19 protein-coding genes and 3 pseudogenes are annotated in these 22,230 nt (G+C 69.2%); 15 read left to right on the plus strand and 7 right to left on the minus strand.

Annotated features, from left to right (window positions below; translation table 11 throughout):
• The first annotated feature begins 5 nt into the window (after nucleotides 1-5).
• The 4 genes from ALMP_RS29310 (at nucleotide 6) to ALMP_RS29325 (ending at nucleotide 7,056) form a co-directional block, all read left to right on the plus strand.
• Nucleotides 6-3,419: a Tat pathway signal sequence domain protein gene (locus ALMP_RS29310; RefSeq protein WP_264933694.1), complete on the plus strand. Its 3,414-nt coding sequence runs from the start codon at nucleotides 6-8 to the stop codon at nucleotides 3,417-3,419.
• A gap of 85 nt (nucleotides 3,420-3,504) precedes the next feature.
• Entirely contained in the window at nucleotides 3,505-4,653 is a 1,149-nt protein-coding gene (locus ALMP_RS29315) for an alginate lyase family protein (protein ID WP_264933696.1), read from the plus strand.
• 10 nt (nucleotides 4,654-4,663) lie between these two features.
• Entirely contained in the window at nucleotides 4,664-6,256 is a 1,593-nt protein-coding gene (locus ALMP_RS29320; RefSeq protein ID WP_264933697.1) for a glycoside hydrolase family 43 protein, read from the plus strand.
• Complete coding sequence (locus tag ALMP_RS29325) at nucleotides 6,253-7,056, plus strand: alpha/beta fold hydrolase (protein WP_264933698.1); 804 nt, start codon at nucleotides 6,253-6,255, stop codon at nucleotides 7,054-7,056. Before ALMP_RS29320 ends, ALMP_RS29325 begins: the two co-directional genes overlap by 4 nt.
• Here ALMP_RS29325 and ALMP_RS29330 read toward each other — a convergent pair.
• Both ALMP_RS29330 and ALMP_RS29335 read right to left on the minus strand, forming a co-directional pair.
• Nucleotides 7,055-7,462 (minus strand): annotated as a pseudogene (locus ALMP_RS29330) (hypothetical protein); the annotation flags it as partial. The gene ALMP_RS29325 and the pseudogene ALMP_RS29330 sit on opposite strands and share 2 nt — an antisense overlap.
• Before the next feature lie 355 nt (nucleotides 7,463-7,817).
• Complete coding sequence (locus ALMP_RS29335; RefSeq protein ID WP_264933700.1) at nucleotides 7,818-8,975, minus strand: FAD-dependent monooxygenase; 1,158 nt, start codon at nucleotides 8,973-8,975, stop codon at nucleotides 7,818-7,820.
• Nucleotides 8,976-9,046: 71 nt separating this feature from the next.
• Here ALMP_RS29335 and ALMP_RS29340 point away from each other — a divergent pair, with 71 nt between their 5' ends.
• The 3 genes from ALMP_RS29340 (at nucleotide 9,047) to ALMP_RS29350 (ending at nucleotide 10,798) form a co-directional block, all read left to right on the plus strand.
• Nucleotides 9,047-9,604, plus strand: coding sequence for a TetR/AcrR family transcriptional regulator (locus ALMP_RS29340; RefSeq protein ID WP_264933702.1), 558 nt, complete (start codon nucleotides 9,047-9,049; stop codon nucleotides 9,602-9,604).
• A gap of 223 nt (nucleotides 9,605-9,827) precedes the next feature.
• Nucleotides 9,828-10,247: a nuclear transport factor 2 family protein gene (locus tag ALMP_RS29345; protein WP_264933703.1), complete on the plus strand. Its 420-nt coding sequence runs from the start codon at nucleotides 9,828-9,830 to the stop codon at nucleotides 10,245-10,247.
• Nucleotides 10,244-10,798 (plus strand): TetR/AcrR family transcriptional regulator, encoded by a 555-nt coding sequence (locus ALMP_RS29350; protein ID WP_264933704.1) that lies wholly within the window; start codon nucleotides 10,244-10,246, stop codon nucleotides 10,796-10,798. Before ALMP_RS29345 ends, ALMP_RS29350 begins: the two co-directional genes overlap by 4 nt.
• A gap of 141 nt (nucleotides 10,799-10,939) precedes the next feature.
• Here the strand turns inward: ALMP_RS29350 and ALMP_RS29355 are convergent, their stop codons facing one another.
• A complete protein-coding gene (locus ALMP_RS29355; protein ID WP_264934009.1) occupies nucleotides 10,940-11,164 on the minus strand; it encodes an alpha-L-rhamnosidase C-terminal domain-containing protein in 225 nt (74 codons plus the stop codon).
• Nucleotides 11,165-11,836: 672 nt separating this feature from the next.
• Between ALMP_RS29355 and ALMP_RS29360 the strand changes: the two genes are divergently transcribed.
• Entirely contained in the window at nucleotides 11,837-12,688 is an 852-nt protein-coding gene (locus ALMP_RS29360) for an alpha/beta fold hydrolase (RefSeq protein WP_264933706.1), read from the plus strand.
• A 415-nt stretch (nucleotides 12,689-13,103) separates the two neighbouring features.
• On the opposite strand, the gene ALMP_RS29365 is transcribed toward ALMP_RS29360, so the two are convergent.
• From ALMP_RS29365 to ALMP_RS29375, 3 genes are all read right to left on the minus strand, one after another.
• Complete coding sequence (locus ALMP_RS29365) at nucleotides 13,104-13,676, minus strand: TetR/AcrR family transcriptional regulator (RefSeq protein ID WP_264933707.1); 573 nt, start codon at nucleotides 13,674-13,676, stop codon at nucleotides 13,104-13,106.
• Nucleotides 13,677-13,990: 314 nt separating this feature from the next.
• Nucleotides 13,991-14,902: an alpha/beta hydrolase gene (locus ALMP_RS29370; protein WP_264933709.1), complete on the minus strand. Its 912-nt coding sequence runs from the start codon at nucleotides 14,900-14,902 to the stop codon at nucleotides 13,991-13,993.
• Nucleotides 14,903-15,124: 222 nt separating this feature from the next.
• On the minus strand, nucleotides 15,125-16,138 hold the full coding sequence (locus ALMP_RS29375; RefSeq protein ID WP_264933710.1) for an NADP-dependent oxidoreductase: 1,014 nt from the start codon (nucleotides 16,136-16,138) through the stop codon (nucleotides 15,125-15,127).
• 196 nt (nucleotides 16,139-16,334) lie between these two features.
• Here ALMP_RS29375 and ALMP_RS29380 point away from each other — a divergent pair, with 196 nt between their 5' ends.
• The 5 genes and pseudogenes from ALMP_RS29380 to ALMP_RS29400 all read left to right on the plus strand — a co-directional run.
• Complete coding sequence (locus ALMP_RS29380; protein ID WP_309299555.1) at nucleotides 16,335-16,808, plus strand: helix-turn-helix domain-containing protein; 474 nt, start codon at nucleotides 16,335-16,337, stop codon at nucleotides 16,806-16,808.
• 1,182 nt (nucleotides 16,809-17,990) lie between these two features.
• On the plus strand, nucleotides 17,991-18,203 hold the full coding sequence (locus ALMP_RS29385; RefSeq protein ID WP_079033661.1) for a hypothetical protein: 213 nt from the start codon (nucleotides 17,991-17,993) through the stop codon (nucleotides 18,201-18,203).
• Nucleotides 18,203-18,877 (plus strand): restriction endonuclease, encoded by a 675-nt coding sequence (locus ALMP_RS29390; protein ID WP_264933712.1) that lies wholly within the window; start codon nucleotides 18,203-18,205, stop codon nucleotides 18,875-18,877. The genes ALMP_RS29385 and ALMP_RS29390 overlap by 1 nt, the downstream gene beginning before the upstream one ends.
• Nucleotides 18,878-18,920: 43 nt before the next feature.
• Nucleotides 18,921-19,226, plus strand: coding sequence for a hypothetical protein (locus tag ALMP_RS29395; RefSeq protein WP_264933713.1), 306 nt, complete (start codon nucleotides 18,921-18,923; stop codon nucleotides 19,224-19,226).
• A gap of 26 nt (nucleotides 19,227-19,252) precedes the next feature.
• A pseudogene (locus ALMP_RS29400) lies at nucleotides 19,253-19,459 on the plus strand (restriction endonuclease); the annotation flags it as partial.
• A 178-nt stretch (nucleotides 19,460-19,637) separates the two neighbouring features.
• Here ALMP_RS29400 and ALMP_RS29405 read toward each other — a convergent pair.
• A pseudogene (locus ALMP_RS29405) lies at nucleotides 19,638-20,104 on the minus strand (transposase); the annotation flags it as partial.
• Between the two features lie 9 nt (nucleotides 20,105-20,113).
• On the opposite strand from ALMP_RS29405, the gene ALMP_RS44205 reads away from it, so the two are divergent.
• Both ALMP_RS44205 and ALMP_RS29415 read left to right on the plus strand, forming a co-directional pair.
• Nucleotides 20,114-20,668: a DUF6545 domain-containing protein gene (locus tag ALMP_RS44205; protein ID WP_309299552.1), complete on the plus strand. Its 555-nt coding sequence runs from the start codon at nucleotides 20,114-20,116 to the stop codon at nucleotides 20,666-20,668.
• Nucleotides 20,665-22,137, plus strand: a complete 1,473-nt coding sequence (locus ALMP_RS29415; RefSeq protein ID WP_264933715.1) for an amidase family protein — start codon at nucleotides 20,665-20,667, stop codon at nucleotides 22,135-22,137. Before ALMP_RS44205 ends, ALMP_RS29415 begins: the two co-directional genes overlap by 4 nt.
• Nucleotides 22,138-22,230 lie beyond the last annotated feature (93 nt).

Below are 22,230 nucleotides of genomic sequence, written 5' to 3' on the forward strand. Positions count from 1 at the left end.
CAGCCGTGCCCAACGCACCGAGAAGACGTGATGTCCTCAAGTACGCCGGCACCACCGGCGTCGCCGCGGCCGGCCTCGGCCTGCTGAACTCCCCGTCCGCCGCTGCGGCCCCGGCCCCGGACGCCGCCTTCCAGCAGGCCGTCTGCAAGCCCCTGGACATCGTCGTCTTCGGCGACGAGAGCTCCGAGTCGGCGCACGGTCTCACCGCCACGCTCTCCGACACGGTCACCGGAGGCCTCGGCCAGAAGGCCCGTGTCCTCAACCCCACCGAACCGGCCACGTACTGGGGCGGCACGCTGACGTTCGACGTAGCCGTCAGTCCGACCGACACCACCTACGTCACCGTTCGCCTGTGGGGCGACGACTACGACCCCACCTCGCGGCAGGCGGGCTCCGGCAGGAACATGTGGCGGCTGCAGATGTTCTGCGACGGCAAGCAGGTCGGCTACCAGGACGAGGGAGCCGTCGACAGCCTCGACATCCTGGACACCGCGCCGCGTACCCCGGGCCGGTTCTTCTTCCACACTCTGCCGCTTCCGGAGCGGCTCACCCGGGGCAGGAAGAAGGTGAAGCTGGAGATCCGCTCGATGGGCCGCATCTGGTCCTACGGCCAGAACGCCGACCAGCTGTACTACAAGATGACCACACCGTCGCGGGGCATCTACCGCCTCTACACCCACACCGAGCCGTACTTCGTCCCGCCCAAGGGCGAGGCGCAGGGCCCCGCGCCGGTGCCGAAGGCCCGTACCGTCGAGGGCCCCGAAGTCCTGGAGGCGGTGCGCCAACGTGTTGCCAAGGACCAGAAGTACTACCTGACCGGCGCCAACCCCGCCGGCATGGACGCCTTCGCCTTCCAGTCGCTCGCCGAGGGCTACCTCTGGTCCGGCAGCCCCGCGTACCAGAACCCGGCGGCGCTGGACCGCGTCCTGCGCGCGCTCGACGGCCGGTACATGGCGTGGAAGAACGACGCGACCGTGATGACCGGCTCCGACCAGCAGTGGCAGGGCTTCGGCCGGGTCGGGCTCGTGCTGGCGCTGCTCTGGGAGCACCTGGGCGACCGCCTGGACGAGAAGGTGACCGGTTCGCCGTACGAGATCTCCAACCCCGGTTTCGAGGAGGGCGGCGACACGCCCATGGGCTGGGAGGTGCCGGGCTGGGGGAAGACCGCCGACGCCTCCTGGGCGCGGGACACCACCGTCTCCCGGTCGGGCTCCGCCTCGCTCAAGGTGACGGCGAGCGCGGGGAACGGCTTCATCACCGTGTACAACTCGCCCAAGACTCGTGTGGGCAAGGGGAAGTACACCTACGGCGCCTGGATCCGGACCGACGGCGTCACGGGCACGGGCGCCCACATCGACCCGCTGTTCTTCGACGCGAGCGGCAAGCTGGTCGGCAGCGACCACCGGCAGTACGCCACCACCGGCACCCATGGCTGGGAGTACGTCTCCATAGACCTGGACACCCCGGACGGCGCCACCCAGATGGAGATGCACCTGCGCCTGTCCGGCCCCGGTACGGCCTGGTTCGACTCCGTCGACCTGGTCAGGCCCACCGAGCTGCGCAACCCCGGCTTCGAACAGGGCACCGCCACCCCCTCCGGCTGGGAGGTGCCGGGCTGGGGGAAGACCGCCGACGCCTCATGGTCCCGGGACACCTCCGTCAACCGCTCCGGATCCGCGTCGCTGAAACTGGCGGCCACCGCGTCGAACGGTTTCGTCACGGCGTACAACACGGCGAAGCTCCAGGTCGGCAAGGGGAAGTACACCTACAGCGCCTGGATCAAGACCGACGGGGTCACCGCCGCCGGCGCCCACATCGACCCGCTGTTCTTCGACGCGAGCGGCAAGCTCGTCGGCAGCGACCACCGCCAGTACGCCACCACCGGCACCCATGGCTGGGAGCAGGTCTCCATCGACCTGGAGACGCCCGCCGGCGCCACCCAGGTGGAGTTCCATCTCCGGCTGAGCGGCCCGGGCACCGCCTGGTTCGACGACCTGACCGTCACCCCGCCCGCGGACACCGGCACCCTCGAACAGCCGGTGCGGCGCGCCGCGTACGTCGACATGCTGAAGTCGAGCCGGGACTACTGGCGTCAGCACTTCCCGCACTACACCAACCAGTCGCAGATCTGCGCCATCGGCATCTACCAGGCCAACCGCGGCCTCGGCCTGCTCGCCCCTGACCTTGCCCTGCCGGAGGAGAAGGCCCGCGACTACCTGTACCAGTCGCTCGGCATGAAGCCCTACCTCGGCAAGGAGGACAAGGACGGCAACCCCACCAAGCCGCTCGGCGAGAGCTACCACCAGGTCAGCCGGGCCGGTCTGACCCGCGAACTGGGGTACGTGGGCAGCTACGGCGAGGTCCACGACTGGCTGGTCATGATGTACGAGTCGGTCACCCGCGGATACCGGGGCAAGGAGGCGCCGGAGCTGCGCGAGCAGATGGTGAAGATCATCAAGACTCGGGGCCGGTTCCGGGTGGTCGACGTCGACGAGACGGGCGCCCGCGTCTCCCGCATCGAGACGGTCGTCGGCTGGCGCAACGAGGTCTACCCCGGTGAGGTCGCTTACGCCTCCCGTACGGCCTGGGACTCGCACCCGCTGATGTCGGCGGTGGTGTTCAAGGACCCGGACATCGTCGGCTGGACCCAGGAGATGGTCGACGACGGGCAGTTCTACCGGCAGCTCGATCTGCTCGTCCACCACACCTGGACCCGCGTCGGCCTCGCCGCGCTGCGCCTGGTCTCCCGCGACTGGGACGCCTTCCAGGCCCTCCCGTCCCGACCGGGGCGCATCCCCACCGCCTGGGACCGGCCCGACTTCGTCTTCACCGACGAGGAGAACGGCGTGCTGGCCGTGAAGAACGGCACGGAACTCCTCTTCGCCTCCCTGTACTGGCGCGCCCGGCAGGGCGTCAACGACTACGCCCGCATCCACCACCTCACCCCCACCGACCAGCGCTCCGCGACGATCCGCCAGCGTTCGGCGGGCGCCACCGATGACACGTACACGGTCAACGACTGGATTCTGTGGGACTACGCGATCAACGACCCCGGGGCCGGGCACATCCCGCCCGGCGGTTTCCCTCCGCCCGGTGACACCCTGCACCAGTCCCTGGCCGGTGACGTCTACCACCTGGCCCCGGTCCCCGCGGACGTCCCGGACCCGGCGCTCGGTGTCCACTTCGAGGGCGTGGAGACCATGCTCGTCGGACGCGCGCCGTTCTATCTGTGCGAGTACGGCGACTACCTGATCGCCATGAACACCAGCACCGACCGGACGTACACCCTGCCCGCCCGCCAGGACTTCGGGCCCGCCCGCGATCTCGCCACCGGCGGGATCGTCGGAGCCGGCGAGCGTCCCAAGGTCGGCCCGCGCAGCACGCTCGTGCTGTACCGAGGCCGGCGCGCGGCCGGCTGACCGCCCCGGGGGAGCCGGGCCGACGCTCGGCTCCCCCCTCATCCGCCACCCCTGACACTCAACGTCGAGTGAAAGAGGAAGACGCATGTCCGAGTCACAGCCCACCATGCCCCCGTCCCCGAGCCGCCGCCGTTTCCTGCGAATCACCGCCGTGGGCACCACGGCGGCCGCCACCGGGCTCGCCGCGATCCCGACCGCGGACGCACTGACCTCCTTCATCCACCCCGGGGTGCTGCACAAGGTCTCCGACATCCAGCGGATGAAGACCCGGATCGCGGCCGGCACCGAGCCCTGGCTCAGCGGCTGGAACGTGTTCAGGACGAACGCGTACTCGCAGTCGACCTACGCCATGATGGGCCCGCTCACGACCATCGACCGCGGCACCACCGAGATCGGCAACTGGGAGTTCTGGAACGACTGCAACGCGGCCTACCAGAACGCCCTGATGTGGAATCTGACGGGCACCACCGCCCACGCCACCAAGGCGCTGCAGATCATCAAGGCATGGTCCTCCACCCTCACCTCGATCACCGGCAAGGACGCCCAGCTCGCGGCCTCCATCTACGGTTTCAAACTCGCGGCGGCAGCCGAGCTGATGCGGTACACCGCCCCCTCGGGCAGCTGGTCCGCGGCCGAGATCACCCGGACCGAGAACCTCTTCAGATCCGTCTTCGTGCCCCTGGTGAGGACGTTCGGCGACGCGGGCTGGGGCACCAACTGCATCAAGGCGATGATGGCGTTCGGAGTGTTCTGCAACGACACCTCCCTCTACAACGCCGCCGTCGACGCCTTCTACCTGCACGACTGCTGCAAGATCAGCCGGGTGATCAGGGACTCCGGCCAGTGCGTGGACAGCGGCCGCGACCAGGCCCACACCCAGCTCATCCTGGGCAGCATGGCCGAGGCCTGCGAGATCGCCTGGGTCCAGGGCCAGGACCTGTACTCCGCCTCCTCCAACCGGCTGCTGGCCGGCTTCGAGTACACGGCGAAGTACAACACCGGCAACGACGTCCCGTACACCGTGTGGGGTTCCTGCAAGCTCACGTTCAACTCCCTCTCCACGATCGAGCGCGGCAACCTGCGCCCGATCTACGAGATGGCCTTCAACCACTACGTCAAACGCCGCAGCCTGCCCGCCCCCTGGACATACGCGGCCATCGGGAGGATCCGCCCGGAGGGGGCGGCCTTCCAGTGCGACCACGTGGGCTTCGGCACCCTGCTGTTCACCCTCTGAGCGGAGATCCGTGATCCACAACCCCGTCCTGCGCGGCTTCGAACCCGACCCCGCGATCCTCCGGGTCGGCGACGACTTCTACATCGCCACCTCCACCTTCGAGTGGTACCCGGGCGTCCGGATCCACCACTCCAGGGACCTGGTCGACTGGCGGTCGCTGGGCGGGGTTCTGGACAGCACGCGCCTGCTCGACCTCACCGGCGTCCCCGACTCCGGCGGCATCTGGGCGCCCGGACTGTCGTACGCGGACGGCCTGTTCCACCTCGTCTTCACTGTCGTCGACACCTACGCGGAGGGCTGGAAGGACCTCCCCAACTACGTCACCACGGCCGCCTCGATCGAAGGACCATGGTCCGACCCGGTCCCGCTGCACGGCCGGGGCTTCGATGTGTCCCTGTTCCACGACGACGACGGCCGCAGCTGGCTGCTGAACATGCGATTCGACTGGCGTCCGGACCGCGAGGGATTCGCCGGGATCGAGATCCAGGAGTACGACCGCAAGACCCAGGCCCTGCTCGGCGAACCCCGCACCATCACCACCGGAACTTCCGTCGGCGTCGCCGAGGGCCCGCATCTCTACCGGCGTGACGGCTGGTACTACCTGGTGCACGCGGAGGGCGGCACCGGATACGAACACGGCGCGGCCGTGGCCCGCTCCCGCGACCTGCTCGGCCCGTACGAAGCCGATCCGGCCGGCCCCCTGCTCACGTCCCGGCACGACCCGGCTCTTGAGTTGCAGAAGGCCGGGCACTGCTCCCTCGTCGAGACGGCGAGGGGCCAGTGGTACGCCGCCCACATCGTCGCCCGCCCTCACACGGAGCGGGGCAGATGCGTGCTCGGCCGGGAGACCGCGCTGCAACCGGTGGACTGGACCGACGACGGCTGGCCCCGCATCCCCGGCGCCGTACCCGCCGTGACGGTACCGGCACCCGCGCTGCCGTCAGCGCCCGTGACCGAACCACCGGCGAACGACTGCCTCGACGCTCCCGCCCTCGGCCCCGACTGGTCCACGCTGCGCCGCCCTGCCGGCCGCGACTGGATCGAACCGGCCCCAGGGCGGCTGCGCATCCGGGGCGGCCAGTCGCCGGTGGGCCGCCGCACGCCCAGTCTGCTGGCCCGGCGGGTGACCGCCCCGCGCTGCTCCTTCGAGACCAGCCTGACCTTCTCACCCCGCACCCCCGACCACCTGGCCGGTCTGACGGCCTACTACAACACCCGCAACTGGCACTACCTGTACGTCACCGCCGAGGACGACGGCTCCCCCGTCCTGCGGGCACTGAGCTGCGAGGCCGGCTGGCTCGTCGCACACGAGCAGGCCGTTCCGCTGGAGCCCGGACGCCCGGTCGTCCTGCACGCGGAACTCGACGTGCCGGCCCTGCGTTTCTCGTACGACACCGGCGGGGGAGTCCAGGCGCTGCCGATCGAACTCGACGCCACCGTCCTGTCCGACGAGCACGCCGACGAGTTCCACGACGGCCAGTTGCGCGTCCTCGGCTTCACCGGCGCCATGCTGGGACTGTGGGTGCAGGACCTGGACGGCGCCGGTGTCCACGCGGACTTCGCCTACGCCACGTACCGGACCTCCCAGGACGGCCCCGCATGACGATCATCGACCTGGAACACGTCCACCTCTTCTGCACCGCTCTCGGATCCGACCGCGCGGTGCCGCTGCTCCTGGTGCACGGCTGGGGCGGCGACGGCCGGGAGTGGTCCGCGCATGCCGAGACGCTGGCCGACCGGTTCCGCGTGATCGTCCCCGACCTGCGCGGGCACGGCCGGTCGGACGTCCCCGACGAGGGCAACACACCGACGGAAATGGCAGACGACCTCGCCGCGCTGCTCCGGCACCTGGGCACCGGGCCGGTGATCGCCGCGGGCCACTCCATGGGCGGCCAGGTCGTCAACCTGCTCGCGGTACGGCATCCGGAGCTCGTCCGCTCGGTCGTCGCCCTCGACCCGGCTCACGGCGCGCACGGGGCGGAAGTCGAGGGGATTCCGGCCCGGCTGGCGGAGTACCGGAAGCGCGGGGCGCGCGCCGCGGCCGAGTTCATCGCCGGCGCCTTCCCGGCAGGCGCTCCGGTGGGACTGCGCACGGCACATGTCCGCACCATGCTCGGCACCCCGGACCACGTCATCGCCCAGGCGTACGCCGGCATGTACACCGACTCCGGCGCGGTCGGCGTCCGCCCGCACAGCGAGGCATATCTGCGCCGGCGCACGCAGCCCGCGCTCACCGTATGGACCTCGGCGCAAGCCGCCCAGTGGGAACGCGGCACCCTGCGTGTCCCCGGTTCCCGCGTCGAACACTGGCCTGACACCGGGCACTACCTGCACGAGGAACACGTCGGACGCACAGTGCGCCTGTTGAAGGACTGGGCAACGGCTGGACACGGGACCCGGTAGCCGAGGAGCCGCCCACCTCGTTGAGCTGTCCCACCACCGCCTGCGCTGGAGCCCGCAGCCACTGGCGGCGTCCCAGGCTCGAAACACCTCGACGGAGCGTTCGAGTTCCTCGATCTCCTGCGACCCGAGGCGCACCGTCGGGATGCTTCACGCTCCCACCGCCCTACTGGTTCCCCGTACGCCCGTGCCGGACCAGACCCGAGGTCCTCGCTGGTCACGACACGGCCGAGACGCTCGGTGAACAGGGCCACCAGCGCCTGCGGCGCGGGATCTCTCCCATGGCGGTCCGCCCGCGCACCCACGCGGTGTCGATTGCCAGCTGCAGATGGCCCATGGCCGCCGCCCGCCGGTTGACCAGCCTCGCGATCTCTCCCTTCGACCAGCCCGCCAGGCCGAACAGGTGGATGTGTGGCGCAGTTCGCGACGCGGTAACGCGGGCGCAGACGAGGAGGGGCACCGGACGGCACAGTCGCTGCCTGCGCGAAGCGGGCCCGACCGGCACATGATCGGCCAGCCCCACCTCAGCACCCGCACGCCCGGCCGGGTCTCTGGTGGCACCCAGAGACCCAGCCGCGCTGACGTGCGGCCTCCGGCAGAACCAGAGGAGCCCTCCTCCTGTCGATTATCAAGTAAGTCCCTGGCACGGCGCCCTTGGCACGCCTCAGCGGACACCCTGCCCACCGTGACCGCCGACGGCAAGACCCTCAGGTCGACTTGTCCGAGCAGGTGTCTGTTGGTGAGTTGGCAGGGCGCGAACCGGATCAGTTCAGCTGTGGCGGGACCCAGGCGTGGTGTCGAAGGATCATGCGCATTGCCACGCGGGACGGTGTCAGCCGCATCGCCGTGTTCCGCAGGGCGACGGCCAGTGGATGGGAGAGCTGCTGGCCCATGCGCCCGGCCTGCCGGGCAGCCCGCGCGACGGCTTGGCTGCGCGGCCGGCGCTCGGCGTTGTAGCGGGCGAGCGCGGCTTCGACGGTGGGCCCGGTGCCGAGGGCAGCGGCTAGGGTGACCGCGTCCTCCAGTGCTTGGCAGGCGCCCTGTCCGAGGTTGGGGGTCATAGCGTGTGCCGCGTCGCCGAGCAGCGCGATCCGTCCGACCGTGTACGAGGGGAGCGGTGTGCGGAGTTCGTTGACGTCGTGGTGCAGAACGGCGTCGGGCCGGGTCGCGTCGAGCAGGGCGGGGATGGGATCGTGCCAGGCGTGGAACCGTCGGCGCAGTTCGGCCAGTGGGTCGGCGAATCGCGCTCCGGCAGGGAGGCTGAGAACGGCGTGCCATTCGGCCCGCCCGTCCAGGAAGGCGATGTGCCCGAACTCCGCGCCGCGGCCCCAGGTCAGCTCGAAGTCGGTGCGCAGGTCGACCGCGTGCTCGGTGATGGCGCGCAGCACCGTCGAGCCGCTGTAGACCGGGCCGGGGTGGTCTGGGAAGAGATGGCTGCGGACTTTGCTGCCGATGCCGTCGGCCGCCACCACCAGATCGGCATCCAGGACCGTGTCGCCGAAGCCGACTTGAACCGTTCCGGAGTCGATCTGCTCGACCGAGGCCACCTCGGAGCCGATCAGCAGTGATTCGGCGGGCAGAAAGTCGCGAAGCAGTCGGTGCAAGGTGGAGCGGGGGATGCTCGTGATCGGCGTGCCCACCGCCTTCTCCAGCACTGAGCCGTCCATCCGGGCCAGCCAACCACCCTGGGGCGTGCGAGTCCCGCCGCTGTACTGGCCTCGCGATGCATCTCGTACCGCCACACCGACGCCGAGTTCGTCCAGGGCTCGCAGGCCGTTGGCGGCCAGTGAGATGCCCGCCCCCGAGTCCTCGAGCCTGGACGCGCGCTCGGCCACGGTCACGTCCCATCCGATGCGGCGCAGGCCGATTGCGGCGGCAAGCCCGCCGATGCCCCCTCCGACCACCACTGCCGTGCCGCCCATACCGAAGCTCCGATTCTTCTACATCTGTAGAAGGTGATCCTATCTGAGCCTCTACAGGTGTAGAAAGGGGTATGGCTTCGGACCGGCGCACACTCCTCGCGGACTCGGCTATCGACGTACTCGCCGACGAAGGGATCCGCGGCCTGACCCACCGCGCAGTCGACCGCAGAGCTGCCATGCCGCCCGGCACCACCTCGGCCTACTTCCGCACCCGAGCGGCGCTGCTTACCGCACTGGTCACACGCCTGGTCCAACTCGACCAAGCGGAACTGCAAACGATGCCCGCCGCGCTGCCACCCCTGCGCACCGTCGAGGAACTGGTGAACGGCATGGCGCTCCTCACCCGACAGCGACTCACCGGCGAGGGACGACGCCGCTCTCTCGCCCGCTACGCCTGCGCTGTCGAGAGCGTGCGCGACCCGGAGCTGCGCGAGATCCTCCTCCCGCGTGAGAACGCCGGCCGCGAGGCCGTCCGGCTGTTCCTCACCACGCACGGCGTCACGGACGTCGAGAACCGCACCCACATCCTGCTGACCTGCATCGACGGACTCGTCTTCGATCGGCTGGTGAGCGGCGGCGACGTACCGCGCGAGGCCCTCGAAGGCCTGGTCGCTGCCGCCCTACGTTAGGTTCCTGCTCAAACTGGCCGACAGCCTCCGCCGCCCAGCCTCATTCGGAAACGATCAGTAAGTCCTGGCGCCTTCATCGTGTGCCCGCGAGCCCTCGTTCTCGGGGATCCCGGTGCCCGCACCGAGGGTGTGAGCAGGTGGCCGACCGATCTGGTGGACCTGCGTCATTGCGTCGCTTCTTACTGACTTGTAAGTTAGATGCATGACTGCGACCGTGGCTGAAGTGGCCGCCACCGACACCCGTGGCCTTGAGGCGTTCTGCGATCGATGGGAGAGGGCCTGGAACGAGCACGACGGCGACGCCGTGGCGGCGCTGTGCGCCGAGGATCTGGTGTATGACGAACCCGCGCTGGGTGAGACGGCGTACGGCACCGACAGCATCCGCGACTTCGTCACGCTCATGGCACGCACCTTCCCCGACTACTCGTTCACCCGCATGGGGCTGTACGGAGAGGTGACGCGGCGGGCCGTGCTGGTGGCCTGGCACTTCTCGGGAACCCTCGCGGGCTCGGATCAGCGCGTGGAGTTCCACGGTGACGACCGTCTGGAGTTGGGTGAAGACGGTCTGATCCACGCCTACCGGTGTTTGTACGACCACCGCTTCGTGCTGAGCCAGCTCAGCCGCGCGGAAACCGAGAAGTGACCGAGTCGGGCCGTTCGCGCAAACCCGCCGCGGTGCGGCGGGCCGAGATCATGGAGGCGGCCGACGCGGAGTTCGCTCTGAAGGGACTGTCGGGGGCGGGCATCGAGGCGATCGCCGCCCGAGTCGGGATCTCACATCCCCGCATCGTGCAGATGTTCGGCTCGAAGCGAGAGTTGTTCCTTCAGGTCGTGGACGCGGCCTACGACAGGATCGAGGCCGCGTTCGAGAGCGCGGAAACGAGCCTGGGCGCGCTCGGTGACGCCTACCGGGATCTCCTGCGCAGCCGACCGACCGTCGGCCTCGTCCTGTTGCAGGCTTACGCCGCCGCAGGCGACGAGACGGTCCAGGAGGCGGTACGACGACGTCAACTCGACCTCCAGCAGACCATCATCCGTCTGTCGGGAGCTGACGCGATGGAGGTACGCTCCTTCGTCGCCACCGGTCTCGTCCTGACGGTCTCCACCGTGCTGGACCTGCCCGGACGGCGCGCCGACACGGAGTGGTGTGCGTGGATCCTCGGCCTCACGGATACCCCCGCGGACGGGCCGTGAGACGCGATTTGACCGGAATGCCGAAGTGTTGGCGAGACGCCTCATGACGTGATCGCACCAAGGGGGCGGAGCCGCTGACGGACGTGGCCCCGCCCCCTTGGCCGCGCTGCCGAACCGCAGCCGACGTCATCGCGTCCTCTCTCAGGGGCGCGACCCGACCCCGCACGTGTGGAATCGCTCACCGGGCGCCGCCTGGAACATCGAGCCGTCGGGCACGGTGACCGTCGCCGTGGCGGTCGGCGGCACCGTCGGCTCCAGCCGGAAGCGGCCGTCGTCCGTGATCCGCCGGCGCACCTTGATCCGACCACGCACCGAGTCGAACTCGGCCTCGGCGAAGGTCAGCCCGCCGCCCGGCTGCGGGCGGATGTCGAAGTGGCGTCAGCCGGGGGCGCCCTCGCGGGGGCTTACACCGGCGACGTGGTACAAGCCAGTGCCGAGGTGGTCGCCGGCCTTGCGGATCAGGTCCACGAGTCGCCCGGCCGTCACCGCCCGCAGGTCGTCGGGGACAAGGCCGAAGGCCAGGGCGCGGACTTAGGTGGCCTGGTGTCGCGGGCGAGGGAGCCGTCCGGCAGGACGAACGACGATGCTCGCGTTCTGTGTGCAGTTGATCGGCAACAGCCGTGGTCGGTCGGCGGCCACCCGTCAGACCCCCCCGCCGCCGGAGGCGCTTGCGTGCCGAGTCGACCCCACATAGGATTATGAACATAATTTAATGGCGGCCTCGGGTTGGTCGGCGTCTTTTTCTCGTGTCGTGACGAGGCGGACTCCGGCGCGATCGGAACGAGTCGGAAGCCGTCGGAGGCAGGCCCGCAGCCCGCCCTCCTGTGGCTCGGTGCACCGGATGACGCGCACGGCATCGGCGTGATCGAGCAGACGGCCGCGTGATCAGGACGGGTCGACTGCTGGTCGGCGACGTCCGCTCGGCACTGCGGACGCTGCGGGCGGACCGCTCGTCACGGGTTCGGCGCGGGCCTTCCCAGTGCCACGCGATCGAACTGGGGAGACCCGGCAGGCGTCCATCAACTGACGAAGGGCATCATGAGTACATATCTGGCGGACAAGGCCGAGAACCTCACGGTCGAGGGTCCCTCGGCGCGGTTCACCTATCGACGGTTGGGGCCGCAGGGCGGTGTCCCGTTGGTCCTGCTGAACCGCTTCCGCGGCACCATCGACTGGTGGGACCCGGAGTTCCTGGACTATCTGGCCGCCGACCACGACGTGATCCTGTTCGACAATGTCGGCGTCGGCTACACCGATGGCGAACCGCGTGACTCCCTCGAAGGGTTCGCCGAGGGGGCCATCGAGTTCATCGAGGCGCTCGGTCTCGGGCGGGCCGACCTGCTCGGCTGGTCCCTGGGTGGCATCGTTGCCCAGCGGGTGGCCGTACGGCGCCCTGAATTGGTGCGCAGGCTCGTCGTGGCGGGCAGCGGCCCGGCCGGCTGGGTGCCCGGCGCTCCGGACTTCAGCGAGAAGGTCCTGGGCATCATGGGCAAGCCCGATGCCGACCTTGAGGACATGCTGTACCTCTTCTACCCCGCGACGGACGCGGCCCGTGCCGCCGGGCACGAGCACTTCACCCACCTCGCGCCCCGGCTCGCCGCCGGCGGCCCAGCGGTCTCCGAGGTCGCGGCGCAGGGCATGCTCACCGCGGCGGCCGAACTCCTGGCAGTCCCCTTCGACCAGGTGAAGGCGGAGCTGCAGGCCATCAAGCAGCCGGTCCTCTACGCCAACGGCCTGGAGGACGTGATGATCCCCGCCCACAACTCCTACGTCGCGGTCCAGCACCTCGACAACGCCACCCTCGTGCTCTACGCCGGGGCCGGCCACGCGTTCCTGTTCCAGTTCGCCAAGCCGTTCACCAAACAGGTGGCCGACTTCCTCGCCGCCTGAGCGCCCGACCGTGCCGCCGATCCGGAACTCCGGGCGGCGGCACGGTCGTCCATCGCGCGGGGGTGCCTCGCATCCGGGTGGGGCGGCCCCGGCGCGTGTGCCGAGGTCCCTGACGCGGCCCCGTCGGCAGTCCCGTCCGGGTGCGCCGCGCAGCCGCGCTCGTGGGCCCGCTGACGGTGTCTCGGCGTCTCTTGCGTCGGACGAACATCCACGCCCTGCGGTTGTCGCCCTGCGCCGCAGGTGCCTTCGGCGGTTCGGCGCAAGACAGAGGCTGGACAGGGCTGCGACGATTCAGTGGCCAGTCGCGAGCCACGAACCATCGGCCGACGCATGGCGTCGGGTCGCGTGCGGGTTCGGTCCCTTCGTACGTTCCACAGCGGAAGCGGGCCGCCATGCGGCCGGGCGGCTGTATTTCTCAGTTCATGAACGCGCGGGCGTTCTCGATTCCCTGCTCGAGGACCTCATCCGCGAACTTCCGGTCGGAGAGTGCCCGCGACAGCTGCAGGGTTCCCACCATCATGGTGAAGAGCCCAATGGCCTTGAGGTGGGCGGCCTGCGGATCCGCCGGCGTCAGGCGGGCGGCGATCTCCGCCACGATGCTCTTCGCGCCGTCGGTGTAGGCCTGCTTGGTCGCGTCCCCGCAACGGCCGATCTCGTCGAGCAGCGCGGCGGAAGGGCATCCCATGTCGGGGTTGTCCCGATGCTCGGGCGACAGATACTCGCGAACGAGGTCCTCGAGGCCCGGGCGTCCGGGACGCAAGGTGTTGAACCTCACGGCCTGTGTGTGCAGTTCCGCCGCGACGACGTTTGCGACAAGGTCGTCCTTGGAGGCGAAGTGGGCGTAGAAGGCGCCGTTGGTCAGCCCGGCATCCGCCATCAGCGTGGAGACGCCGGAGCCGTCTATCCCGTCCTGCTTGAACCGCTGGCCGGCCTTCTCGATGATCCGCTGCCGCGTCACCTGCTTGTGTTCCTTGGCATAGCGCACCACAGGCCTTCTCCGTTCGCTTCGTGAGGTGAGCGCTCGAACCTCAGCGTATGCCATGGCCTGACGTGCGTAATATTATAGAGGTGGGCGTGCCCCTTGGTCGGGCGCACCTTCCGAGAGGCAGAGGAGTCGGCCGCAGGCGGTGTGCCCGCGTCGAGCCAGAAGGCCTCGGCATCGTCGGAGCTGGCGCGGAAGGCGTGATGTGTTTCCGCTGCGGGGCTGTCTGGGGCACGCGTACCGCATGTCGGCCGACAGGTCGGGGCGGGAGTGCGACGGGTGCCGGCGGACTGGGCAGGCACCCCGTCGGCCTGTTGTGCTCAGGCGCCGAGGTGCTTGCGGAGCCACTGCCCCATCTGCTGGATCGCCTGGTCCACCTCGGGAACGCGTCCCGCGCCCAGGATGAAGGAGTGCTGTCCCTCGGGCATCGGGTGTACCTCGGAGGTGACCTTGAAGTCCGCGAGGCGGCGGCCGAGCTGGGCGCCGTCGTCGGCGAGGATCTCGTACTCGCCGTAGTGGACGACCGTGGGCGGCAGGCCCGTCAGATCGGCGTTGGTGAGGCTGATCCGGGGGTCGGCGAAGTCCAGGCCGGGCTCCTGCAGCCAGGCAGCCCGGAATAGTTCGAGCGTGCCCCGGCTGAGCATCTTGTCGTTCTCTTCGTTCCCGTCCACCGAGGGATTCTGGATGGTGAGGTCGGTCCAGGGGGACACGCTGACGATCGCGCCCGGGGCCGCCTCGCCCTTCGCGAGCAGCCGCAGCGGCAGCATCACGGCGAGTGTGCCGCCGATGGAGTGGCCCGTGCTGCCGATGTTCCGCGGTTCGTAGCCCTGGGAGAGCAGCCAACGGTAGGCCGTCTCGGCGTCGTCGAGCTGCGCCGGGTGAGGATGCTCGGGCGCCAGGCGGAAGTCCACGACGAGGGACCGGGCACCGGCCGCCTTCGCGATGTGACCGGCGGCCTTGCGGTCCGAGTGCATGGACGCGGTGACCGACCCGCCGAAGTGGAAGTGGAGCAGCGCCTTCTCGGGGTCGGCGCCCTCGGGGATGGCCCAGAGGGCGGGCACGCCGTCCGCGTCCACCTCGGCGTAGGTGACGTCCTCCGGCTCGGCGGACGCCTTGTGGTTCGAGTCGACGATGTCGCGGATGACGGCCAGGTCGAGGCCCGGCATCGAGGACTTCGTGCTCACGCTCGCCAGGAACTCCGCGAACTGCTGGGCCTCGGGGCTTACCCCCATGATCCTGCTCCTTTACAGGTCGCTCCCAAGGGTGCTTCCCCCGTGGCAGCCAGGTGGATGTGCGGGTGGGTGACGCCAGGTTTTGAGTATGCAAAAGTAAACTCAGATGGCTGGGCTTCCCTCGGGGAACGGCTCCTGTGCCGACTGTGGGGGTGGGGGCCGCGTCCTGGACGGTCGCCCGTGAGCGGGGTCGCCGGTCTGTCGTTCGTGGCCGGCCCGGGCTCAGTCGCTGTCGGGGGTCATCGAGACCACGACCTTGCCTGCCTTGGTGCGTCCGTGCTCGACATAGGCCATGGCTTCGAGCGTCTGGTCGAACGAGAAGACCCGGTCGATGACCGGGCGTAGCTGTCCGCTGTCGTAGAGGGCGCCGAGCTTCCGCAGCTCGGCGCCGCCCGCCTGCATGAAGAAGAACTCGTAGCGCACGCCGAGCGACTTGGCCCGCTTGCGGATCTTGCGACTGAGGGTGTTCATGACCAGGCCCATGAACGAGGGGGCTCCGAGCTGTCTGGCGAACCCGGCATCCGGCGGGCCCGCGACACCGATGGCCAGGCCGCCGGGCTTCAGTACGGTCAGCGACTTCTCGAGGTTCGTCCCGCCCAGCGAGTCGAGCACCAGGTCGAAGCCGGACAGTACCTGCGAGAAGTCCTCCTTGGTGTAGTCGACGACGACATCGGCGCCGAGGCTCCTGACCAGGTCCTCGGCGCGGGCCTGCGCGGTCGTCGCCACGGTGGCGCCGAGGTGTTTGGCGAGCTGGATGACCGTAGAACCGAGGCCGCCGGCGCCGGCGTGGATGAGTACCTTCTGCCCCGGCCCGACGTGGGCACGGTCGACCAGGATCTGCCAGGCGGTCAGTGCCACCAGCGGGACCGCGGCCGCCTCCTGGAGGGTGAGCGAGGCGGGCTTGGGGGCGACATCGTCGACGTCGATCGCGATGTACTCCGCGAAGCCTCCGATCCGCAGGTCGCGTGGACGGGCGTAGACCTCGTCGCCGACTTCGAAGCCGTGTACGGCGGAGCCGACCTTCGTCACGACCCCGGCCACGTCGTGGCCGAGCACGAACGGGGTCTTGTACTTCAGGAGCTGCTTGAACTCCCCGTTGCGGACCATCTTGTCCAGCGGGTTGACGCCGGCGGCGCTCACCCGGACCAGGACGTCGCGGTCCCCGACGGTGGGCTCGGGCGCCAGCGCGGCGCGCACGCCGTCTTTGCCGTACTTCTCGACGACGAATGCCTTCATGGGGGTCAGCCTTCTGCGTGATCTTCGATGGGCCGGGGTGGGATTCAGCGGGGTTCTGCTGCCGCGCCGCCCTCTCGCGTGCGGTCGGATCGGTGTGCTGGTCACGACGCTACGCTCTGAGTATAAGAAAGTAAACTCAGCCGTGGTTAGGATCGTCCCCATGGACGCGTGGACCGAAGTTCTTCAAGGCACAGGTATGGATCCCCGTCTCGACCGGGACACGTCGAACTGCTCGATCGCGCGGACCCTCGAGGTCGTCGGCGAGAAGTGGACGATCCTGATCCTTCGCGAGGTCTGGTACGGCTCGTCACGCTTCGGCGACTTCGAGCGAGTCCTCGGCTGCCCCCGCAACCTTCTGGCAGCCCGGCTTCGCATGCTCGTGGCAGAGGGGATCCTGGCCACCGAGACGTACAAGGAGCCCGGCTCGCGCAGCCGTCCCAAATATGTGATCACCGCCAAGGGCATGGATCTCGTGCCGGCCGTGATGGGGCTCCTGCAATGGGGCGACCGCTATCGCGCGGACCCCGAGGGTCCGGCCGTGCTCGCGCGGCACCGCGGATGCGGCGCGCACGTCGACGTCCAGCCTCGCTGCGCACAGGGCCACCCGGTGCGGGCGGAGGACATCGAGAGCGTCCCCGGCCCGGCCTTTCGTATGAGGCCCGCCGAGTGAGCTGAGTTCGAGTGTGCCGGGTTCGGTCGGCAACAAGTCCATCAGTCCGCCTGAGACAGGCTCCCCGGACTCTACGGAAACTCTGGCAGCTCATCTCGCTGCCGGAGGCGGAACAGGACATGGACCCGGTCCCACGGATGAGGGAGTTCCCATCCAGGCGCGGGGCTGGCACCGCAGCCTGCGCTGTCGGCGCCTTCGATCGGAGTATGACCTCGTGACGCCCTCGCCCCTCCCCTTGAGGCCGATTTCGCCTCGTGATCTAGACGCACCCGGACGAGGGCGCCTGACGGGCATCTGCCCAGGTCAGGCGCCCTTTTTCTACGCCTAGAAGAAGCCCAGCTTCTTCGGCGAGTACGAGACCAGGAGGTTCTTGGTCTGCTGGTGGTACACGGCTCGGATGCAGTTTGACCAGAGAAAACAGCTCCGATCACCACAAGCTGCGGACGGCTGGTCCGGTTATGGTCCGGATCTTGGTTCGAAGGTTCATGGTGATGAGCGCTGCTCGCATGTTGCGCTTGTACGACGATGACGGCCTCGGCGCTGCTTCGAGAGGCGACGACGGGCCGCAGAAGACTGTCCTGACCGGGCTGCACCAAGACTGGATCCGGCGCTGGCGGAGGCCAGCGGCGGTTTCTTCGGCCCGGCCCCACAACCGTGGCGCTGTCCTCGCAAGACCGCGGCGACACCGCGTTGAGAATTCGTCCCGTGGGGGCTCGGTTGGCCGAGGCGTCGCGGTGGCGGGTTGATCAGTGCCTACCAGTGCCTCCCGACCCTGTGACGCCCCCGGGTCATGGTCGCAGAACCACGGTTCGAAGGGGCGGCGCCGGCGCACTATGGCTGTGAGTGCGCTTCCGCTGCTTTTCGCCATTCGTCGGCAGAGCTCCGCTTGGCGTGACCGGAGCTGTTTCCGCAAGTGAGAGACGGACGATCACGCGCCGCGTGAGGGCTGGCGGCAAGGGCCATGGTGAACCGCTTGGGAGCTGAGAAGGGCATTCGCCCAGCTGAGCTGCCTCAGGCTCGCTGCCCCGTGAATTGGCCTGACGGTGTGGGCCCTCCTGGCCTGATGGCGACTCGACCGGGGCGTAGCGCCGTGATGACCCATCAGCTGCTGTCAGTGCCCACTGCTACACCCTTTTGTTGGGATGAGCCGCGCTCCGCGGCCCACCGACGGGAAGGGGAAACATGTCGAAGGTGCCGGACGGGTTCCACCGGGTACGCGGTCACATCCGTCGCAATCCGAAGCCCAGGAGCGCCAAGCGCATGAGCGGTTGGATGATTGCCGGCTTACTGGCCGGCGTGTGGCTGTGGGGGCAGGTGTTCGGGTTCAGTGAGTCCACCGCCACGACACCGCCGACGGATCCGAAGCCGGCGGCCAGCGCGACGGCCGACCGCTAATGGGACGGATACGTCTGCGGCGCCCTCGCGGTGCCGCGGAACTGGTCGCAGCGGCTGTAGTCGCCCTGGCTGTGCTCGTCCTGGTGGCGCGGACGGCGGCCATGGCAGTCGGCACACTGAAGGCGGCCTGGCCTGTCCTGCTGGCTCTCGCCCTGCTCACGGGAGCTGTCGCGGCGTGGCGGATCAGGCAGGCGACCACGATGCGGCGTCGGGAGAAGGAGCGGCTGGCCACTCTGCGGATCACGCTCGCGGAGTTCGACACCATGGACGACCGTCGCTTCGAGTACGCCCTGCGGGATCTGCTGGTCCGCGACGGCTGGCTGGCCCGCAGAGTGGGTGGCGGCGGCGACCAGGCCGCCGACGTCATCGGTGACCATCCGCAGCGCGGCCGGATCGTGGTGCAGGCCAAGCACACCCGCGTCGACGGGAAGGTGGGCTCAGCTGTGATGTACGCGGTGAAGGGGACGGCCGGGCCGGTCCACAAAGCCGATCACGCTGTCGTCGTCACCAACGGAGCCTTCACCCGCGATGCCATGGCGTGGGGCGACCGGCACGGCGTCCACTGGATCGACCGGGAAAAGCTTCGGCGCTGGGCCGAGGATGGTGCCGCTCTGCACGAGCTCCTCGGATTGTCCGCGCGCTCCCGCCCGAGCCGATTCAGGCGTGCGGCATGACTGGCAAAGATCGTGATCGCTGCCCAAGACGTCTGGGGGTGTGGTGTTCGACGAGGACGGGTCGCTCGACCCGCTGCTACGGTTCCTGCTGTATGCGGTCAGCGCGCTGGCCGTCGGCAACATGCTCTGGGAGTGGCTCACCGAGGACGTCGGTCAGTGGAGCGCCGTAGATCTGTGGGGGCTGATAGCCGATCACCCGTGGTCGACCGGGCCCATCGTCGCCGGCGGACTCGCCGTGCTGCTCCTGCCGGCAGAATCCTGTCATTCCTGTTCGACGTCAACACGTATGCCGACGCGGACAACACGTTCGTCGCTCCCGCTGGCGATGCGATCGAGGCGGACGCACTGACCTTCAAGATTAAGCAGCTCTCGTCGATGAGTGCGACGGGTTTCGAGCAGGCGTGCACTGATCTCCTGGCTCGTGACGGTTTCCGGAGTCCCAGGCGGGTCGGAGGCGCCGGTGACCTCGGCGTGGACATCACTGCCCGTGATGACGAAGACCGCATCCTGATCGTGCAGTGCAAGCAGTATCGGAACCCAGTCGGGTCAGGGCACGGGTTCAACGGGACAGCCCGACGGCATCACGGAGCCGACCTCCCGATCATGATTGCGCTCAACGGCTTCACGCAGCCGTCCGGTGCGGCGTTGTCACGGAGAGCTGGCCGGGCCCCTCCCAGCGAAGAGCGACGCCGCAGCGAGGCTGCCTTGGGCCGAGAGATCGTGAGGCGACACACCTCTGGTGGAGCCGTAGCTCCGGCAACAGGCGCCACTTCTCCCGGTGCCCGATCTCCCCAGGGACCCCCGTCTTGCGTCGGCGGGCCGGGTCGTCCGCCCACTCCTGGGGCACGAACAGGCGCCACTGCAGCGGACAGGACGCGGTGTCGGAGACCGCGTGCACGCTCACCGCGACCTGGCAGTTGGCCTGCTTGCCCAAGGCTCCGCAGTACTGGGGCGCGACCGCCACCGACATCTTCCCGTCCTTGGGAAACGACACATCGTCCACCGCCCAGGCATCCGGGCCGATCAGCGGCACCATCCGCTCCGCGATCCGCCGCCGCACCGGCACCGGATCCCACGTCGACTGGTTCACGAACTGCTGCAGGTTCTGCTCATTGCCGTCCGGCAGTCGCTCTTCGCCCGTTGATCCTTGCGCGGCACCGACGCGAACACATCCGCGACGAATAACGCCAACTTCGCCCGAGCACGGTTCACTTCATGTGCGTCCACACACCCACCATGCCGCTGAACACCACCGACGGAAAGACCCAACGGAGTCCTACTAGTGCCCACCATCAACGATCAGGCGCAGAGCCTCCAGTACCGGATCAAGCAATACCGCAGCTACTACGGCCTACGCCCCCTGTGGCTGGCGTTCTACAGCGAGGCGCCGAGATCACACTGCCGATTGACCGAGTCGACCCGGCCCAGAGGCGCTGCTTCCGTAGCATCTCGATCCGGCTCTACCGCCGAGCAGTCGAGATCAGAGACGGACGGTTCGTGATCCGTCAGTACCTTGATGCCGCAGTCCGCGAAGCGAGCGAAGCCCGCCACCGGGCTCGAGGGCTTCACGGAGAAGAGCTGTCCGCGGCCGTCACCGCCGACCAGATCCTCGCCGGAATCGCCGCCCGGGCCGCCGGTACCCGCCCGGAGACCGACCAGCTCACCGAGTTCGCCGACTCCGAACGCCAGACCAGCAGGCCCATGGACGACATCGACGCTCTCCTCGACATCGCGCGCCACCTGCCCCGCCAGCCCGTACGAGCCCCCCACCTTGAGCAGGTCTCCGCATGACCACCGACCTCACCCACCAGCCCGCCCACGTCCAGCTCCAGGCCCTGGATCGCCGCGAGATCTCCAGCCGCGAACTGCTCGACCTCCACCTGGCGCAGATCGACGCCAGCCAGATCAACGCCGTCGTCACCCGCGACGACAGCGCTGCCCGAGCCGTCGCACACGCGGCCGACGAACGCCGCGCCCGCAACGAGAGCACCGGCATCCTCGACGGCCTTCCCCTCACGATCAAGGACAGCTTCGAGACGGCCGGCCTGCGCACCACCAGCGGTGCCGAAGACCTCGCCGATCACTTTCCCGCACACGACGCCGACGCCGTCGCCCGGCTCCGTTACCAAGGCGCCGTCATCATGGGCAAGACCAATACCCCGGCGTACTGCCAAGACCTGCACACCGACAACGTCCTGTTCGGCCCCACGCTTAACCCGCATGACCCCAAGCGCACTACCGGCGGCTCCTCCGGCGGCCCCGCCGCAGCAGTCGCCGCCCGTCTGACCCCCGCCGACCTCGGCAGCGACCTCGCCGGCTCCCTGCGGCTCCCCGCCCACTACTGCGGTGTCTACGGCCTGCGCCCCACACAGGGACTCATCCCAGCCCGCGGCCACGTCCCTCGCCCGCCGGGGTGGATCACCAGCAGCGACATGGTCACCCCCGGCCCCCTGGCCCGCCACCCCCGAGACCTCGACCTCCTCCTCGCCGCACTGACGACACCGTCACCCGACGAGAACAACCCCTGGAGCGTCACGCTGCCCACAGCGCAACGCCCGATCGGCCAGCTCCGCGTAGCAGTGTGGGCCGACGACGCGAGCTGCCCAGTCGACCGCAGCACCGCCGATGCTCTCGCCACCGTCGAACGGACGCTGACCTCCGCCGGCGCGAGTGTCCGCCACACCGCGGGGCCGGTCGGCTTCGCTGACTCTCTGCGCCTCTTTGAGCAGCTCCTCTACGCCACCACGACCGCAGCCACCGACGACGACGCTAGCGCCGCCGAACTCGCCGCTGCCCGTGACCTACACACGGACGATGCGAGCCCTCGAGCCGCCTTCCTCCGCCACCGAACGCAGACACACCGTGTCTGGCTCCGCGCCAACGAGGAGCGCCTCCGGCTCCGGCAGACGTGGCACCGGTTCTTCGCCGACGCCCAGCACGACGTCCTCATTACGCCCGCCGCTCCTACTGCGGCGATCCCAGCCGGGAGCCGCTCTCTCATGGTCGACGGCGTCGAACGGAGCTTCTTCGACCAGACCGGCTGGGCCAACCTGACCAGCCACGTCGGTCTGCCCAGCCTGGTCATGCCTGTTGCGCGTACCGCCGATGGCCTCCCGATCGGTGTGCAGCTGGTAGGACCGGCCTATTCGGAGCGGTCCCTGCTCGTGATGGCCGAGCACCTGGCGCCTCTGCTCGGCGGGACGGCCGGGGGCGTCATCGGATCAATGAGCGGACGACCTCTGCGCCGCCGTTGTAGGTGATGACGGCACCTTCATCGTCGGTAGGCGGTTCGAACCGAGCTCTTGCGTCCGTCGCGGCTGCCGTCGTCGCGGCGGGGCCGGGAGATCCCCGCC

The sequence above is a fragment of the Streptomyces sp. A012304 genome (assembly GCF_026008495.1).
In the GTDB taxonomy this organism is placed as follows: Bacteria; Actinomycetota; Actinomycetes; order Streptomycetales; family Streptomycetaceae; genus Streptomyces.